Below are 18,644 nucleotides of genomic sequence, written 5' to 3'. Positions count from 1 at the left end.
AAATGACAAAGTTTTTGCCTATAAATAAAAAAGACATGAAGGAAAGAGGATGGGAACAGCTGGATTTTATTCTTGTTTCAGGAGATGCCTATGTAGACCATCCATCCTTTGGAGCAGCAGTGATAGGAAGAATTCTAGAAAATAGGGGATATAAAGTAGGCATTATTCCTCAGCCTTCATGGGAAACCCCTGAGAGTTTTAAGGCTTTAGGTAAGCCAAGACTTGGATTTTTGGTTACTGCCGGAAACATAGATTCTATGGTAAATCATTACACAGCAGCAAAAAAGAAGAGGAAGGATGATCTATATTCTCCTGGGGGGAAAGGAGGGTATAGGCCAGATAGGGCTTCTATCATTTATTCCCATAGACTCAAAGAGATATATAGCGACATCCCTGTTATTCTAGGGGGAATTGAGGCAAGTCTAAGAAGATTTGCTCATTATGACTATTGGTCCAACAAGGTACGAAGATCCATATTATTAGATGCAAGAGCAGATCTGATGGTATATGGTATGGGAGAAAGACAGATAATAGAAATAGCAGAGGCCTTAGAAAGCGGATTGCCAATAGAAGAGATAACCTTTATAAAAGGAACCGTATATAAAACGAAGGACAAGGAAAGACCCTATAAACCCTTGGTGTTACCCCACTATGATGAAATACTGGCATCTAAGAAGAAATATGCAGAAAGCTTTATGATGCAATATAAAAACATGGATGCTGTAGTAGGGAAGCCCTTGATGGAGCCGTATAGAAACTATTACGTTGTCCAAAATCCTCCTCATGAACCTATGACACAATCAGAGTTGGATAATATATATGCTCTTCCTTATATGAGGACCTATCATCCCATATATGAGGAAAAGGACGGTGTACCAGCAATAAAAGAAGTTAAGTTTAGCCTGATTAGCAATAGGGGCTGTTTTGGAAGCTGCAGCTTCTGCGCCCTAACTTTTCACCAAGGAAGGGTGGTACAATCTAGGAGTCATCAGTCCATTTTAACTGAAGCAGAGAAAATGGCGTGGGAGCCGGATTTTAAAGGATACATCCATGATGTAGGAGGACCTACTGCGAATTTCCGTCATAGAGCCTGTGAAAAGCAAGTAAAGCATGGGGTTTGCATAGACAAACAATGCTTGTTTCCAAACCCATGCAAGCAGCTTAAGATAGATCATAAGGACTATCTTAAACTTTTAAGAAATTTGAGAAAGCTTCCCAATGTAAAAAAGGTATTTGTCCGTTCTGGTCTAAGATATGATTATCTCATGTCTGATAAAAATGACGATTTTTTTAGAGAATTATGCCAGCATCATATCAGCGGACAGCTTAAGGTAGCACCAGAGCATATTTCACCTGAAGTACTAAAGAAAATGGGAAAACCCCAAAGAGAAGTATATGACAGCTTTGTAAAAAAATATCATAAAATAAACAAAGAATTAGGCATGGACCAATTCTTAGTTCCCTATCTGATGTCTAGTCACCCAGGCTCTAGCTTAAAAGAAGCCATTGAGCTTGCAGAGTATCTTAGGGATTTAGGACATATGCCTGAGCAGGTGCAGGATTTTTATCCAACACCAGGAACCTTGTCTACCTGCATGTATTATACAGAGATGGACCCAAGAACAATGGAAGAGGTTTATGTACCTAAGTCTGCCCATGAAAAAGCGATGCAAAGAGCTTTGATTCAATATCGAAAGCCTCAAAACTATAAATTAGTTTATGAAGCCCTAGTAAAGGCTGGAAGAACAGATTTGATCGGTTTTGATAAGAAATGCTTAATAAGACCTAGACAAGAGAAGAATACGCATAGAGATAACAAAGCAAAAGAAAAAAACAGTAGGGATATAAACAACAAAGGCAATAAAAACAAAAAAAGAGGTAGAAATACTACAGGAAAAAGCAGGTGAAAAGATAAAAAAAAATAGAGAAAGAGCTTGAAAATAGGTCCTGTTAAACACTATTGTTGATTATAGCTTTCTTTGAATTTTTCAGACCTGTCATCCTGAGGAAACCGAAGGATATTAGACTCTTTGCTATGCTCAGAGTCACAATCACTCAGTATCTTGTAATGATTTTATTTATACAAAATCAACATTTATCTGTAACATAGCGTAAAAATAAAAAAATTTTAATTTATTATTGACAACGGGATGAAGAATAGTATAGAATAAAAATGTAAACGATTACATTAATTATTATTACAATGTCGAAATGATTTGGAGTATTAAATATTTTTTTATCATAAAATGTAATCCATTACATTTCAAGGAGGGGTTTCATGTCAACGATTGAAGAAGTGGCTAAAGAGGCAGGGGTATCGGTAGCAACAGTATCGAGAGTGCTAAACAAGAGCAACAAAGTAACACTAAAAACAAAAATCAAGGTGGAAGAAACAATAAAAAGATTAAAATATGAACCCAACATGCTTGGAAGAAATTTAAGACGATCTGAAAGCAGAATGATTTTAGCATTGCTACCAAGCATTTCAAATCCATTTTACACCATGATTATTAAAGGGATTGAGGATATTGCAAGAGATAATGGCTATAATGTATTGTTATGTCAAACAGATTCTGAACCAGAACGGGAATTAGTATATATCAATTTACTGAAGCAAAGATTAGCGGATGGACTGATTTCCCTTGATCCTAAAATCGATATCAATGTATTAAAGGGTATATCGCAGGACTATCCAATTGTCCAATCCTGTGAGTATTCAGAAGAGTTAAATTTGCCATATGTTACAATAGACAATTTCCAAGCAGGCTATCAAGCGGTTAAGCACTTGATTTCTATAGGAAAAAAGAAAATAGCCTTTATAAATTCTGATAATAAATTTATCTATGCTAGATTAAGGGAAAAGGGCTATATAAAAGCTCTTGAAGAAGCAGGACTAGAGATTAATAAGGACTACATCATCAATGGAGAAAATGATTTTGAGTCGGGACAAAAAAATATGCAGCAGTTATTGGCACTAAAAAATAGGCCGGATGCTGTTTTTCTAGTTTCAGATGTTTTAGCAATAGGTGCACTAAAGGCTATAAGGGATATGAGTTTATCCGTACCTGAAGATATTGCAGTGGTGGGATTTGACAATATTGATTTTTCTACCATGATGAATCCTGCTTTAACCACCATAGCTCAACCGATGTATGAAATAGGATGTGAATCCTGTAGATTGTTACTTAATCGTATTCATCATAGAAATGCAGATATTGAAAAAATTATTATGGACTTTGAACTCATTATAAGGGAATCCACAATTAAATAGTCCAGACAGCACATTTTTGTTTACAAAGCATTATGCTTTTGTAATAAAAAAAGGGATGGAGGGTTATTATGAAAAAAATACTAATCATGCTGCTAGTTTTAGTTCTAGTTATTTCAATGTTAGGATGTAGTCAACAGGAGACAGCTACTGAAGCAAATGATGTTAAGGTGCTTGGTGTAGTAATGCCGAATGCAACGCATGGTTTTTTGGGGGAAAGCATTAAACACGCTGAAGCAGCAACCAAGCTTTATGCAGAAGAATATGGGTTTGAATATCAATTTTTAACCTCTGCAGAATCTTCTGAGCAAAACAATCAATTGGATACATTGATCAACCAAAAGGTAGATTGTATTGTGCTTTGGCCTCATAATGGGGATGAGCTGAGATCAGGGGCTCAGAATGTTATGGAAGCTGGTATTCCTCTTATCGTATACGATCGACTGATTGATGGCTTTGAACCCACGATGGAGGTTATGGGAGATAACTTTACTATTGGTGAAGAAACTGGTGAATATTTAAATAATTACTTTGCCAGTGAATTAGCAGAAGGAAAAGTACATATTCTTGAATTCAAGGGAGATAATTCTACAGTACCACAGCAAAGATCAGACGGTTTTCAGAAAACTGCAGATGAAAACTTTGTAATCGTACAACAATTTAGTACTGGCTGGCAAAGAGCTGTGGCACAAGAGCAAATGGAGACATTATTAACATCCAGCAGTGTTGAAGAGATTGAAGCAATCAAAGCTGTCTTTACTCATGATGATGAGGTTGTTTTAGGGGTGCTAGATGCGATTATGAACTATAACGGACCTGCTACACTGGATATTCGTTTAGCAACAGGTGTAGGTGGTAGAAGAGAAAATCTAGATACCTTTAAGCCAATTAAAGAGCAGTACGGTATTGACCAAGTAACCTATTTATTTTCACCAACAATGGTTAGAGATGCAGTAGAATATGGTGCTAAAATATTAAATGGCGAAGAATTCTCAGGTTTATACCTCATTGATACTATGAAAATTGATGCAAGCAATGAAGCAGATTTTAGAAAATCAGATATTTATAAAATTAGATACGAAAGCGGATTATAAAACAAGACTTAATTCAGTCATACAAGAGTTGACCATGAAAAATGGTCGACTCTTATACTATAGACAGAGAGGATGTTGAAGATGTTTTTACAGATGAAAAACATCTCAAAAAATTTTGGTCCGGTGAAAGCCCTAAAAGATGTATCCTTGGAGGTGGGGCGTGGTGAGATTCACGGATTGATGGGTGAAAATGGTGCTGGAAAATCAACCCTAATGAATATCCTAGCAGGAGCTTTTCAGCCAACTACAGGAGAGATATATTTCAACAATGAAAGAATTCATCAGATGACAACCATTAAAGCAACCGAAATGGGGATTAGATTTATTCATCAAGAGTTGAATGTTGTTAATGATTTAAAGGTCTATGAAAACTTATTTCTACGAGAGGAAATCTTAAAAAATTTTTGTTTTCTAGATCACAAAAGTATGATTAAAAAATCTATTGAAGTTTTCCAGCGTTTAAAAATCGATATTAATCCAAATGAACTAGTAAGTGAGCTGGATACATCTAGAAAGCAATTAGTAGAGATCGCTAAAGCACTTTTATTTGAATCAAAATTAATTATTATGGATGAACCAACAACGGCCCTTACCAACAATGAAATAGAGAATCTCTTTGAAATAATGCGGACTTTAAAAAAACAAGGTGTAAGTATTATCTATATATCTCATAAAATGCCAGAGTTGTTTAGTATATGTGATCGATTCACCGTACTGCGGGACGGAAAGTTTATTAACAGTGGAGCTTTCAAGGATATTAATGAAGAGGAAGCCACAGAAATGTTGGTAGGGAAAAGTGTATCCAGCATACCCCTCCAGAGAAATGAGATAATGGAGGATACCATAATGACGGTGGAGGGTTTGACCTGTGAGCCTTTCTTCAAGGACATAAGCTTCAGCTTAAAAAAAGGTGAGGTAATTGCTATTACAGGGTTGCATGGAGATGGTAGAGGTGAGCTGGCTGAAACATTATTCGGCGCAAGAAAAACTACAAAAGGAAGAATTACTCTAAATGGAAGACTGTTAGATCTTTCAAGCATCAGAGAAGTTATGAAAGCAGGTATTGGGATGGTACCTAGAAATCGGAAAGAAAGATCCATTATTTCTGACATGAGTATAAAAGATAATTTATCGATGGCATATCTGACAACAGAGCACAAAAAGCTGATGGTCAATAAAAAAGAAGAATTAGAAAGGTTCAGGCGTAATCAAGAGCTTACAGGCATCAAAGTTGGAGACCCCAATGATCTTATCACCTCCCTCAGTGGTGGCAATCAGCAAAAAGTAATCATTGCCCGATGGCTGGAATTAGGCTCAGATATCTACATATTAGATAATCCAACCCAGGGGATTGATGTAGGTGCAAAATATGAAATTTATAAACTAATCAATGCCTTAACAAAACTGAAAAAAAGTGTCATTTTATTCAGTGCTGAATTTCCTGAAATTTATAAGGTTGCTGATCGCTGCTTGGTTATGTATAAAGGCAAAATAAATGCTGAGCTGAAAAAGAAGGAAATGACAGAAATGATGGTGATGTATTATGCCACGGGTTCAAATATGGAGGGTTTAAAATGCGAATCGAAAACATAACAAAACCAATAAATAATAAAAATTTTAAGAAGATATATAAAGAGTACTCTTATGTGTTTTCCTTTATAATTTTAGTGATAATCGCCATAGCTGTAAACAAACAATTTCTAACCTATAGCAATCTATCTACCTTGATCATGCAATCCAGCATCAAAGGAATCATTGCACTGGGGATGACTTTGGTTATTATTTCAGGTGAGATTGATTTATCAGTGGGATCTACATGTGCCCTTGTAGCGGGCCTGGGAGTGGTAGTGTTGAATTCAACTGAAAGTATATTTATCATGCTGGTGTTTTGTATTGTATTTGGAACAATACTGGGCACCATAAATGGTTTGTTTATTAGAAAAGGCAAAATAGCCTCCTTTATCGTCACTTTAGCAACCATGAGTGCCTATAGATCTATTATTGTTCAGTTAGGGCAAGGAGGACCCTTTAATGTTAGCAGTGAAATGTATCCTACCTTTAGAATGATAGCTTCTGGCAAGATATTAGGTATTCCTAATCTAGCTATTATATTTATTGTTATTTCAGTAGGGATAGCCTTCTTAATGCAGGAAACTAAGTTTGGTAAATATGTATATGCTGTAGGTTCTAATGAAAATGCTTCAAAGCTTACAGGAATTCATGTAGATAGAATTAAAATTCTTTGTTTTTCAATCACTGGCTTATTGACAGGTGTTTCGGCTTTTCTACTATCTTCAAGGTTAACCTCTATTACAGCACCAAATGCAGCTATGTCCTTTGAGCTTGATGCAATTGCAGCAGTCGCCATTGGAGGTACTGCAATGAGTGGTGGTCGGGGTAAAATTTTCGGTACTTTTTTAGGCATAATCATGCTGCAAATGATTGAAGGGATTTTGATAGCGGCTAAGATACCACCATTCCTAAATGGCCTGGTGAAGGGGGTCATTATTATTTTGGCAGTACTATTGCAGAGAAAAAGAACAGAAAAATAAATCACCCAGGAGGTATAAAAATATGAAGCTAGGTTTTTTAACAGGAGCACTAGGGGATATTTCCTTAAAAGAAAAAATAGAATGGGCACATCAATCAGGATTTGATTGCATTGAGGTTTCTTGCTGGCCCAAAATCAATACCCGAGACTACTCTGCCAGTGACATTGATGTAGAAAATTTTACCCAAGAGCATGCTAATCAGTTAAATGATTTTCTAAAGGAAAAAAGCATGTTTATATCTTCATTAGCTTATTATGATAATCATTTACATGAGGATATTAATCGTAGGAAGAGCTACAATGACCATTTAAAAAAAGTAATTGATGCTGCCAATATGCTAGGGGTAGAATTAGTAGGAACCTTCATTGGTAAACATCAGGGTTTAAGTATCGTAGATAATTTTCAGGAATTTAAGACTGTCTTCTCCGACATTCTAGATTATGCGGAAGAAAGAAATGTAAAAATAATGATTGAAAATTGTCCTATGCCAGTATGGCATGCGGATGGATTGGCTGGAACAATTTCTTACTCACCAGAGCTATGGGATAAAATGTTTGAAGTTTTTCCAGATAAGGATCTTGGATTGAATTTTGATCCATCCCACTTGGTATGGCTTCAAATAGATTATATTAAAGCGTTAAAAGACTACAAAGAAAAAATATTTCATATACATGCTAAAGACACAAAATTCATCAAAGAAAACTTGAATCGCTATGGGATTTATGGAAAACAGTTTAATAAAAAGGATCCATTTGATTTAGGATGGGTTGAAGCTAAGCTGCCTGGTAATGGGGATGTTGATTGGAAAAGCTTCTTTCATACATTAAAAGAAATAAATTATCAAGGTGTAGTTAGTATTGAACACGAAGATCCAAGCTATGAAGGGAATCTTGAGCTTGTAAAAGAAGGACTATTATTAGGAAAAAGAAATCTTGAAAGGGCAATCTCAATAGAATAATCAGAAATGAGGAGGACAAAATGATAATAAGAGTAGGTATTATAGGATGTGGTTCTATAGCCAAATTTAGACACGCCCCCGAATATCACGAGAATCCAAATGTAGAAATTGCAGGGTTTTTTGATTATAACAGAGAAAGAGCTGAAGCACTGGCGGAGATATATGGAGGCAAGGTTTATAGTGATTATTTAGAGTTAATAGAAGATGAAACCATAGATGCTATAAGTGATTGCAGTACCAATGAGACACATCATATTGTCACTTCTGCTGCTCTAAAGAATAATAAGTCTGTTTTATGTGAAAAGCCAATAGCAATCACAGTAGAGAAGGCAGAAATCATTCTCGAAGCTGAAAAAACATCTAAAGGGATTTTGATGATTGGCCATAATCAAAGACTAACCAGTGCACATAAACAGGCTAAAGCTATATTACAAAGTGGTGAATTAGGGAAGATAATTACTTTTAGCACTACATTTGGACATAAAGGTCCCGAATACTGGGGGGCAGATAAGAGCAAGGATACTTGGTTCTTCAATAAAAGCAGATCAGTATTAGGTGTTGCAGCAGATTTAGGAATACATAAGGTGGACCTATTAAGATTCTTATTGGAGGATGAGATTATTGAAGTAAGTGCAATGGCTGAAAGCTTGAACAAAAGAGATTCCAATGATGCCTTAATCGATGTCCCAGATAATATGGTGTGTTTATTTAAAACCCAAAAAGGAAATATTGGGACAGCAACCTTTAGTTGGTCTTTCTATGGGGACGAAGATAATAGTACAAAGATTTATTGTGAAAAAGGTACCATGATGATTTATGATGATCCTGATTATCAGATCATCATCAATAAAATGGGCCAGGAAAGGATTTGCTACCAGCTTGAAGAAATACAATCTAATGATAATCAAACCTCCACTGGCATTATCAATGAATTTATTGATGCTATCATCCACAATAGACAGCCTATAGTGACTGGAGAAGATGGCAGGATGGCATTAAAAATAATAGAAGCCTCCATACTAGCGGCTGAAACAAAAAAAACTGTGAAGGTTGTGTTGTCCTAATAAATCTAGGGATCATCAAGTTCTATAAATATACGGATACGAACTGACAGTTTTCACAGCTATATTCTAGAGGATTATAATAGTACAATTTCCTCCCCTTAAAATATAGAAGCATTACAAAAAAAGAAATTCCTATGGGAGTTTCTTTTTTTAGTCATGCTTCTATATAATAGAATTATGTAAGTTTACAACTAAAAATCAATTTCTACTCGAATCAGCTTTCCTATTACTTTAACTTCCTTTAGATCCTTGATAACTGCTTTATCCTCTCTAGTACCTTCAACTAACTGAATCTTAGTGCCTTCTATTTTCTTTACTCTTCTCAAGCATTTCTTGTTATCATACTCCAGTAAATGAAAGGATCCATTGGTAAATTCATGATTAATATAGATGAGACATCGATCCCCTTTTTTCATTCTATATTGTGCCATGGTATCATCAGAAAGCTCAACATAAACTAGTTTATCTGGATGGAAGCCCTCCACTTTTTTATCGATGATGGGAAAGCTTTTATAATCTTTAATACCTATCATCTGCATATCATAAATAGGAATTCTCTTGATGATATTGGATAAGGCCTCTCCCCATTGGGCTAAAGGCTCTACCTGACTTCTTTTTACAGAGTCCGTCTTGACAGCTGGCTTTAGCTGTTTTTCCATAGGTTTCTTATCCTCAACAGCTGTTTCTAAAATCATACTTTCCTGCAAATTTCCACCAAGGACTTTAGAGATTTGTGCAAAAAGCTTCTCGTTCATAATCCTTTTACCACTCTCAACATCCAAAATAAAGGATTCTGCTACACCACATTTTTTTCCAAGCTGCTTGGGTGTCATCCCTTTTTTTATTCTCTCCTCTTGAACTCTTTTTCCTATTCTACTCATGTATTCATTTCATCTCCCTTTATCAGCTGCTTCTATCAATTTTTATTCCTTCACATCGGTATATTTTCATTCCCATAGCAGAGAATTTATCTTCATATTCTGTAGTAGCAGCATTTTCTACTTCACTATGATGCAAATCAAAAGTAATACTTTTCAAACGAAGGTCTACGAAGGAAAATTCATTTAAAGAGAACTCAAAGAGTTTTTCATTATCTGTTTTAAAATGAATTTCTCCATCCTTAATGAGCATGTACTTGTATTTCTCTAAAAAGCTTCTGTGGGTAAGTCTTCGTTTGGCCCAACGTTTCTTGGGCCAAGGATCACAAAAATTAATGTAGAATCTATTAAGCTCACCTGCAGCAAAGATATTTTCTATTTTATTAATATCATACCAAAGAAATACAATGTTTTTTAATTGTTTGGTATCGGCTTTTTCTACAGCCTTTAACAAAACCTCTTCTTTAATCTCGATGCCTATGTAATTGATATTGGGGTTCATCTCCGCCAAGGTACTAAGAAATTGTCCTCTACCTGTCCCTAGCTCCACATGAATTGGATTTTTTTCAACAAAATATTTATTCCAATTACCTTTATACTTTTCTGGTTCTGTACATAAATATCTTTCATAGCTTAACAGTTTTTCCTTCGATCCAGGTTTTTTTCTTCTTCTCATTTTTTACATAAAGCTCCCTCACTAATATTTGATATGCTTTATTATACCATCAAGGACCAAATTCTATCAATTGCCCTTTATGAAAGTAAGGAAGTCGGAAATAAGGAAAACTAAATAAAAAAAAGATGTTAGTATCGGAGATATTTTGGTAAAATTAGATTATGATATGGCAAAAAGAAGCATTTTTTCCTTATGGCAAACGGGGGTGAGGTATATGTTAAAGAAAAGAGAGGTAAAAATATTTTTTGTTTCAGGCCTAGCAATTATTTTTGCTCTGATAATGGTTTCTTCCACTGTAGTGGAAGGACAAGTAGACTCTTTTACAGAGGTCCAAGAGAAATTAATAGAAATTTCTCAAGAGGAAAGGGAGATTCTATCAAACCTATTCCTTATAGTACAAGAGATAGAAGAAATGGAGCGGGAGGAAGAGAAGATATCCCAGGACATAGTAATCATAAACCGTGAGATTTATGATTTAGAAAAAATCATTGCAGGAAAAGAAGTCGATTATCAAAAAAAACAAGAAGATCTAAAGCAAGTACTTAAAAGCTATCAGAGAATGGGGCCAGGATCTTACTTAGAAATCATACTAGATTCTGATAGCCTGACGACCTTTCTTAGGAGAATAAATATCCTCAAGGATCTCACCCGCAACACAGGAGAGCTTTTGGAAGAAATGGATGAAAATAGAGAAAGGCTGACGATAGAAAAAACAAAGCTAGAGGAAAAACTTCTGCTGACAGAAGAGAAACAGTATCAACTGAAGGAAGCCCTAGCTAAAAAAATGCAGTTAAGAAAGGACATGGAGGAGTATCTTGCATCTATGGAGGAAGAAAGAGAGTATTTTCAAGAACATCTAGCCAGCATACAGCAGGTTTGGCAGCAACTGAAGCCCTTGCTCTCGGAGACAGTAGAAGAATTTTCACGTATTATTCGAGAAGGGAATCTACCGCCAGATGCTTTGAAAATATCATTCTCTTTTGCAGGTATTAAAGGAACTTTAGAGGAAGGAACCCTTAACTCAATAATTGCACAACATTCTAGTCTTCCAGAGATGAGCTTTAGTTTTTCTGATAACAAAATTGAAATGAGATTACCCAAACAGAACCTAGTTTTAGGGGGAACCTTTGTTATCCAGGGGAGGGACACCTTGAAATTTGAAGTAAGTGAAGGAAGCTTTTACCAAATGCCACTAGAGGCTGGAGCACTGGAGGACCTATTTCGGGAGGGTGATTTAACCCTGAATCTTAAGCCAGTGTTAGAAAACAATACTTTGCGATCTGTAGATATTAAAAAAGGATATATAGAATTACTATCAACACCATTTTTATTCTAGTAAAAAGCTAGGGGAGGCGGTCAAAATGATTGAAGCAAAAGAAGTCTGTTTCAAGTACCCTGATGGAACAAAGGCTTTAAAAAATATAAATCTAAAAATTGAAGCGGGGGACATTGTCTATCTCACAGGACCTAGTGGTTCTGGAAAAACCAGCCTATTAAAGCTTTTCATGGGGGTAGAATATCCTACAGCCGGCACATTAGAAGTGCTGGGTCAGGCCATTGCCAAGGGACAGGCAACAAATATCAGAAATATGCGGATGAGAATTGGACCTGTTTTCCAAGAGTTTCGACTAATAAAAGGGAGAACTGCCCTAGAGAATGTGATGCTGGGGATGAGGTTTCTAGGGATTCCCCCTCATCAGTTAAAGGCAAATGCCAGCAATGCGCTGATAAAAGTAGGGTTGGAACACAAAGCCCTTTCTCCTGTAGAAAATCTATCATGGGGACAGTGTCAAAGAGTAGCTATAGCTCGAGCTGTAGCTAGGAAGCCGGCCTTAATACTAGCGGACGAACCTACAGGTAATTTGGATAAGGATAATGCTTTAAATATACTTCAGTTATTGACATCATTTAAAGATAAAGATACAGCGGTAGTTATTACTACACATGCAACCCATTTAATCCATGAGACGAAAGATATTCAAATCATTGAAATAAATGATGGAAGTATTTGTCATGAAAGGCTGGGATTAACATAAAATGAAGAATATATTATACAATACAGGCTACTTTTTAAAAGAAGCAAAAACCATGCTACGTTTAAGCTTGTTATCCAATATTTTTTCTCTTATCAGTACAGGACTTATTTTCTTTATTCTTGCCATGGTAATTTCTGGGTGGTTGATAAGTAGTGAAGTGGTTGAAGTAATCCAGGGAGAGGCAGAAATAAATGTATATTTTGATGAAGATATTGATAATACTGGTGCTGTACAGCTGGTTGAAAGAATAAATGACATGGATGGTGTAAGGGAAGCACGAGTGGTTGATGAGGAAGAAGCCTACCAAAGGATGGTGGAAATTCTTGGGAAGGAAGCCCGTGTCTTAGAGTTTTTTGATGACAATCCCTTTAACGCCTTTATTGAGGTAAAGATTCATTTAGAAAAAATTGAACCTGTTCTGGAGAGGCTACATCTTATGGCGGGGATAGAGCATGTAAGAGATAACAGGGAGGTATTGGATCGTCTTCAGAGTATTGCAGAGTTATCAAAGCTTTTAGGATACTTGATAATAACAGCGGTAGGGATTTCTACACTGGTGATTATATCTCATATTATTAGACAGGGAATATTTAACAATAGAGAGCAAATAAACACTTTGCGGTTGTTAGGGGCTCCTGAGAATTTTATCGCACTTCCCTTTTTATTAGAAGGATTGTTATTGACCTTAGGAGGCGGGCTATTGGCATCAATACTATCAGTCTTTACACTAAAGCAGGTTTATGCTCAAATGACTGGTCCCCTTCCTTTTATTCCTCTGCCTCCTCGTGAAACTCTCGTACCAGGCTTAGTTATACTGGTTATGTCTCTAAGTGGAATTCTTGGGATTATTGGCAGTTTGTTGGGTTTATCCTCTGCTAAAAGCAAGTAAAAAGAAGGCTATTTACAAGCCATCATGCTGAAGGTATAAAAACCCAGTATCCACAGCGTATACTTATATACGTAAGGGTGCTGGGTTTTCAAAGGCACCAAGAAGGTGAAGATTTTCTTTGAGTCTGGTGGTATAATATATCTAGTGAATCAATAGAGGGGGAGACGAAATGCTAAGCTTATATTTAGTTCGACATGGAGAAACTGAATGGAATATTGAAAAAAGGATGCAGGGCTGGCAGGATTCTGCTTTAACAGAAAAAGGCATAGAAGAGGCAGAAGCCCTACATGACTATTTAATAAATACTACCTTCGATGCTATTTACTCCAGCCCTAGTCCTCGAGCTTATAATACAGGGAGGATTGTTAGGGGAGATAGGAAAATAGAAATCATAAAAGAAGAGAACCTAAGGGAAATCAATTTAGGAGATTGGGAGGGTAAAACATCTCTAGAGGTTGAGACATTAAATCCAAAGGAGTACAATCATTTTTGGAAGGCGCCTCATAAATATAAGAATCATAGTGGAGAAAGTTTTCTAGAGCTTCAAAACCGAGGAATAAAAGCAATCAATAGTATTATAGAAGAGGAAAAACAAGGTAATGTATTAATTCTTACTCACGCTGTGACTTTAAAGGCTATTATGGGTTATTTTGAGGGACGCCCTTTAGAGGAAATTTGGGAGCCTCCTTATATCCATAATACAAGCGTAAGTCTAATAGAGATAGAAAATGGAGAATCAAATATTGTACTATATGGGGACATAAGTCATCTTGCTAAAGCTCAAGAAGCTTATTAATCATAAAAAGCAACAATGCATATGTTTTATAAAGTTAAAAAAAGATTTAGATGGGAGCTGGACTTTTATTGAAAAAGAATAACCTATTAATAGAGGGTAATATATCACAAGCCTTAATAAAACTAGCTCTTCCTATAATGGGCACATCCTTTGTTCAGATGGCTTACAATATGACAGATATGATTTGGATTGGCAGAGTAGGAAGCAGTGCTATGGCAGCTGTAGGGACTGCAGGCTTCTTTACTTGGCTGGCCTTCGCATTCATTTTTATCCCTAAAGTTGCAGCAGAGGTAGGTGTAGCCCAGTCTATTGGTAAAGAAGACATGAAGGAAGCCAAACGATACGTACGTCATACCCTACAGCTAATAATTTTTCTAGCTATTCTTTATGGAACTGGACTTATACTATTTAGAGAATCATTAATTGGCTTTTTTAATCTAGGAGATGCAGAAATAAATGGAATGGCGGTATCTTATTTAGTAATCGTAGCTTTGGGGATGATTTTTTATTTTGTCAATCCAGTTTTGAGTGGGATTTTAAATGGTGCTGGAAATAGCAGAATGCCATTTAAGCTTAATGTAATTGGATTAATAGTAAATATGATTCTTGATCCTATGATGATATTAGGACTAGGTCCATTTCCAGCTTTAGGAGTAAAGGGTGCTGCATTAGCAACAGTGATAGCACAAGCAATAGTAACCTTCTTCTTTATTTACAATATCATAAAAGCTAAAGGGGAGATATTCTCAGGAATTCATCTATTGACAAAACCTGATTTACTTCATATGAAGAGTATTATCAAGCTAGGGTTACCTGTGGCAGTGCAAAGTGGACTCTTTACTATTTTTTCTATGGTTATTGCAAGGATTATTGCACAATGGGGCCCCGTGCCGATTGCAGTTCAAAAGGTAGGATCACAAATTGAAGCTGTTTCATGGTTGACAGCAGGAGGATTTTCAACGGCCCTAAGTGCCTTCGTGGGGCAAAACTATGGTGCTGAAAAGTGGGATCGGATTCAGAAGGGATATTATGTAGCCTTAAGGATCATGGGCATCATTGGTTTAGCAGCAACCTGTATACTGGTACTTGGTGCTAGACCAGTCTTTAGCATTTTTCTGCCTGAGGCAGAGGCTGTGGCCTATGGTGTAGTCTATCTAAGGATTATTGGGTTATCACAGCTGTTTATGTGCATTGAAATTACAACGTCTGGTGCCTTTAATGGATTGGGGAAAACCGTTCCCCCTTCTATTATAGGAATTGTTTTTAATGCTCTCAGGATACCATTGGCTTTAATCCTTTCCTCTGAGAGCCTTCTGGGGTTAGACGGGGTATGGTGGAGCATCAGCATCACCAGTGTATTTAAAGGCATAATAATGGTAGGTTGGTTTATGATTATTCTTCATAAAAAATCCTACAAACCGCTTCATAAGAATGTACAATCCAGTTAAGTCAGTAGAAAATTGCTCCAAAAGGAAATGAAAAGCATCTAACTCAGTTGAAGGGTTAGATGCTTTTCTTTACAGCCTTCGTTGTTTTCCTTCGTAAAATCAAGGATTCTATAACAAATTGTTTTATAAGAAAATATATTTATAGCGCATAATGTCTAAATTTGGTATTATAAATATAAAACAAAATTGTTAATCATGATATGCTTTGAAGACAGAGGAGGAGATAGAGTGACAAAAAAGAACTACAGCTGGATTTTAGGGCTTCTATGGGGATGTTTTATCATCTATTTTATTGTAGTTTTTCAGCAATCAAACTTTTGGGGTAATTTACTTTCTCCTATTGCCGCCTTGGGAGCATATATGATTTTACAGTATGTCTATAAAAAGGTTAAGGATTTTCGCACTAGTTGGTTGATGGCAGCCCTAGCATGCTTATCCTGGGCCTTAGTTGATCTTCTATGGGGAATATATAATCTAGGCTTTGGTATTAACCCTGAGGATTTAACACTATTTATGTATTTATATCTATTGCCTAACCTATTTATTGCACTAGCCTTTGGTATTTTTCTGATAAAACAACAAAAAAAATGGAATTTATATCAGTTAATACTTGATGTTATAGCCACTGCCAGTGCCAGTGCCAGCGTGATTTGGATTCTTTTTTTCCGTGATCAATTTCAATTATTAGTAGCGTTGGATCTAGAAACAATTGCAACATTTTTATATATCCTAACAGATTTTTTTGCCATCAGCGCTATTTTTCTTGTATACATATCAAAAAGAACCAACAACCTATCCAGCACACTGCGGTTAACAATACTAGGAACCTTAGTATATACAGGAGCAGACTTACATTATATATATCAATCCTTCAATGACTTATATATCCCTAATAGTATTATCGATGCTATTTACATGGCAGGATTGTTTATTCTAGCCAGCGGTGGCCTGCTAGAAATATATAAACCAACAGTGGCCTCTTCAATGATAAAGTCCTCATTGCCAGAGAATGCTGGCTCTGCAAAAAAAGTGAGACTATTATTATTTGTACCGCTTTTTCTAGCCTATATGAAAGGCTTCAATGCGGCAGAGATGCTTTTCCTGATTGGAATAGTCATAGTGCATCAAGCATTGAGTGGATATGTCCAAGGGGCAATACAGAAGGAATACATGCTTAAACAGGAAAAAGAGATGAATAGCCTGCTAGAACAGGGCATTAAGGAACGAACTCAAGAATTACTTAAAGCGAATCAAGATTTAGACATATTGGCAAAGCAGGATTACCTTACAGGGCTTTTTAACCGGAGATACTTTTTAAAGAAGTTAGACGCAATGATTGTCGAAAGAAGTTCACCTGAGACAGTAGCTTTGTTTTTCATGGATTTAGACAGATTTAAAATCGTTAATGACTCCTATGGGCATGATGTAGGAGATAAGACCTTGATAGAAATAGCTAATCGTCTTAAGGGTTGGAAATCACCAGCTATGTTACTTGCTAGATTGGGTGGAGACGAATTTGTTATTACCATGAAGGGAGAATATGATAAACAGGATATTGAAGAAATTGCCGAGGAAATAATCAAACTTTGTCACATTCCAATGACCATTGATACCTATCAACTACAAGTGACCATCAGCATTGGAATCTCACTTTATCCTATAGATGCTTCTGATAGAAATACATTAATGAAGTATGCGGATATAGCTATGTATCATGCTAAGGGACAGGATCATCAGCAATATGCCTTCTTCAATACTTACCTTAGTAATAAGGTACAAAGAAAGCATGAATTAGAGCTTCTACTAAAAAAAGCAGATTATCATCAAGAGTTTGAATTATATTATCAACCGCAATTCAGTATCCCACAGGGTGAACTAATTGGTATAGAAGCACTGTTGAGATGGAAAAGTAAAGAAAAGGGAATGATATCTCCAGGAGAGTTCATCCCCATAGCTGAAGAGATTGGCAGTATCGTCAAAATTGGGGAATGGGTAATGGAGAAGGCTATTGCTCAAATCGCTGAATGGAATAAACAGTATGACTTGAATCTGAAAATGGGCATCAATATTTCTCCTAGGCAGTTGAACAGCCTCAATTTTATGCATATGTTTGATAGCTTCATTCAAGCCTATGATATTAAGCCAGAATGGCTAGACATTGAAATAACAGAAAACAGTGCTATGAATAATGAAAGTACAATGGAAGAGATGTTTACAGCCCTTGCAAATAGAGGTGCTTCTATTTCTATTGATGATTTTGGTACAGGTTATTCTTCCTTGAGCTATATTAAACGCTTTGACGTGAATCGATTAAAGATTGCAAAGCCTCTAATAGACAATATATCCTCAAATCACAGTGACAGACAGATTGTGAAAGCCATCGTGATGCTAGCAAAGGCAATGGCAATAAAAACCATAGCTGAAGGGGTAGAATATCAAGATCAGCTGGATCAACTAATCAACCTAGGATGTGATGAAGTACAAGGATTTTTCTACAGCAGACCTTTACCAGCTAAGGAGCTGGAAAAAATCTATTTAAGTGTCAATGAAGCTAATAAAATAGTGCAAGTCAATTCTTGAGCCAAGGGAGGTCTTTTCTTCCTTTTGGCTCATTCTTTATGTAAATTAGGGCAAAATACTAAAGAGTACAGCATATAACTAGGGGAATGATAGTTATCAGGAAGATACTATTGCAGGTGAATGTAATTTTTGGCACCATGACTGATAATGGGCAATAGAAACAGTATACAATAGCTTAGATTTTAAAACCAATGATGATAAATAAGCATATAGTCTAATGCAATTTTGGTATTATTTGTTTGACAGAGGAATGGTATTAAAGTATACTAAAATCAATGCGAAGCTAGTTTTTTGCAATAGAAAATAAAGTGCTTCAGCAGCGGTAAGGATAGCGTAAAATGAAGAACAGATTTGGAATAAATTGTATGAGAATAAGAGAATTTAGATATTAAAATAGTAGAAGAA

The 18,644-nt window shown here is 36.1% G+C and carries 15 protein-coding genes; 13 read left to right on the top strand and 2 right to left on the bottom strand.

What is annotated here, in order from left to right; translation table 11 throughout:
• The first annotated feature begins 2 nt into the window (after positions 1-2).
• From BMX10_RS07780 to BMX10_RS07750, 7 genes are all read left to right on the top strand, one after another.
• A complete protein-coding gene (locus tag BMX10_RS07780; RefSeq protein WP_090441933.1) occupies positions 3-1,907 on the top strand; it encodes a YgiQ family radical SAM protein in 1,905 nt (634 codons plus the stop codon).
• 371 nt (positions 1,908-2,278) lie between these two features.
• Positions 2,279-3,271 (top strand): LacI family DNA-binding transcriptional regulator, encoded by a 993-nt coding sequence (locus BMX10_RS07775; RefSeq protein WP_090441930.1) that lies wholly within the window; start codon positions 2,279-2,281, stop codon positions 3,269-3,271.
• Between the two features lie 68 nt (positions 3,272-3,339).
• The gene (locus BMX10_RS07770; RefSeq protein WP_090441928.1) at positions 3,340-4,362 is read left to right on the top strand and encodes a substrate-binding domain-containing protein; all 1,023 of its coding nucleotides are present in this window, start codon (positions 3,340-3,342) and stop codon (positions 4,360-4,362) included.
• A gap of 81 nt (positions 4,363-4,443) precedes the next feature.
• Positions 4,444-5,955 carry a sugar ABC transporter ATP-binding protein gene (locus BMX10_RS07765; protein WP_090441925.1) on the top strand — a complete coding sequence of 504 codons (1,512 nt, stop codon included), beginning with the start codon at positions 4,444-4,446 and terminating at the stop codon, positions 5,953-5,955.
• On the top strand, positions 5,937-6,914 hold the full coding sequence (locus BMX10_RS07760; RefSeq protein WP_170834735.1) for an ABC transporter permease: 978 nt from the start codon (positions 5,937-5,939) through the stop codon (positions 6,912-6,914). Before BMX10_RS07765 ends, BMX10_RS07760 begins: the two co-directional genes overlap by 19 nt.
• 22 nt (positions 6,915-6,936) lie before the next feature.
• A complete protein-coding gene (locus BMX10_RS07755; RefSeq protein WP_090441922.1) occupies positions 6,937-7,872 on the top strand; it encodes a sugar phosphate isomerase/epimerase family protein in 936 nt (311 codons plus the stop codon).
• A gap of 20 nt (positions 7,873-7,892) precedes the next feature.
• The gene (locus tag BMX10_RS07750) at positions 7,893-8,936 is read left to right on the top strand and encodes a Gfo/Idh/MocA family protein (RefSeq protein ID WP_090441919.1); all 1,044 of its coding nucleotides are present in this window, start codon (positions 7,893-7,895) and stop codon (positions 8,934-8,936) included.
• Between the two features lie 191 nt (positions 8,937-9,127).
• Here the strand turns inward: BMX10_RS07750 and BMX10_RS07745 are convergent, their stop codons facing one another.
• Together BMX10_RS07745 and trmB are read right to left on the bottom strand one after the other, a co-directional pair.
• Positions 9,128-9,817 carry a helix-turn-helix domain-containing protein gene (locus BMX10_RS07745; RefSeq protein WP_090441916.1) on the bottom strand — a complete coding sequence of 230 codons (690 nt, stop codon included), beginning with the start codon at positions 9,815-9,817 and terminating at the stop codon, positions 9,128-9,130.
• A 22-nt stretch (positions 9,818-9,839) separates the two neighbouring features.
• Positions 9,840-10,490: a tRNA (guanosine(46)-N7)-methyltransferase TrmB gene (gene trmB, locus BMX10_RS07740; protein WP_090441914.1), complete on the bottom strand. Its 651-nt coding sequence runs from the start codon at positions 10,488-10,490 to the stop codon at positions 9,840-9,842.
• A gap of 214 nt (positions 10,491-10,704) precedes the next feature.
• Between trmB and BMX10_RS07735 the strand changes: the two genes are divergently transcribed.
• From BMX10_RS07735 to BMX10_RS07710, 6 genes are all read left to right on the top strand, one after another.
• Positions 10,705-11,826: a coiled-coil domain-containing protein gene (locus tag BMX10_RS07735; RefSeq protein WP_090441911.1), complete on the top strand. Its 1,122-nt coding sequence runs from the start codon at positions 10,705-10,707 to the stop codon at positions 11,824-11,826.
• 25 nt (positions 11,827-11,851) lie between these two features.
• The gene (locus BMX10_RS07730; RefSeq protein WP_090441909.1) at positions 11,852-12,526 is read left to right on the top strand and encodes a cell division ATP-binding protein FtsE; all 675 of its coding nucleotides are present in this window, start codon (positions 11,852-11,854) and stop codon (positions 12,524-12,526) included.
• A gap of 1 nt (position 12,527) precedes the next feature.
• Positions 12,528-13,415 (top strand): cell division protein FtsX, encoded by an 888-nt coding sequence (locus tag BMX10_RS07725; protein ID WP_090441906.1) that lies wholly within the window; start codon positions 12,528-12,530, stop codon positions 13,413-13,415.
• A gap of 169 nt (positions 13,416-13,584) precedes the next feature.
• Positions 13,585-14,211, top strand: coding sequence for a histidine phosphatase family protein (locus BMX10_RS07720; RefSeq protein WP_090441903.1), 627 nt, complete (start codon positions 13,585-13,587; stop codon positions 14,209-14,211).
• A gap of 68 nt (positions 14,212-14,279) precedes the next feature.
• A complete protein-coding gene (locus BMX10_RS07715) occupies positions 14,280-15,659 on the top strand; it encodes an MATE family efflux transporter (RefSeq protein ID WP_244272667.1) in 1,380 nt (459 codons plus the stop codon).
• Between the two features lie 228 nt (positions 15,660-15,887).
• Positions 15,888-18,239, top strand: a complete 2,352-nt coding sequence (locus BMX10_RS07710) for an EAL domain-containing protein (RefSeq protein WP_170834734.1) — start codon at positions 15,888-15,890, stop codon at positions 18,237-18,239.
• Positions 18,240-18,644 lie beyond the last annotated feature (405 nt).

The organism is Natronincola peptidivorans (genome assembly GCF_900111615.1).
In the GTDB taxonomy this organism is placed as follows: domain Bacteria; phylum Bacillota; class Clostridia; order Peptostreptococcales; family Natronincolaceae; genus Natronincola_A; species Natronincola_A peptidivorans.
The sequence above is the reverse complement of the archived record's forward strand: the minus strand, read 5'-3'. Positions and strand labels throughout refer to the sequence as shown.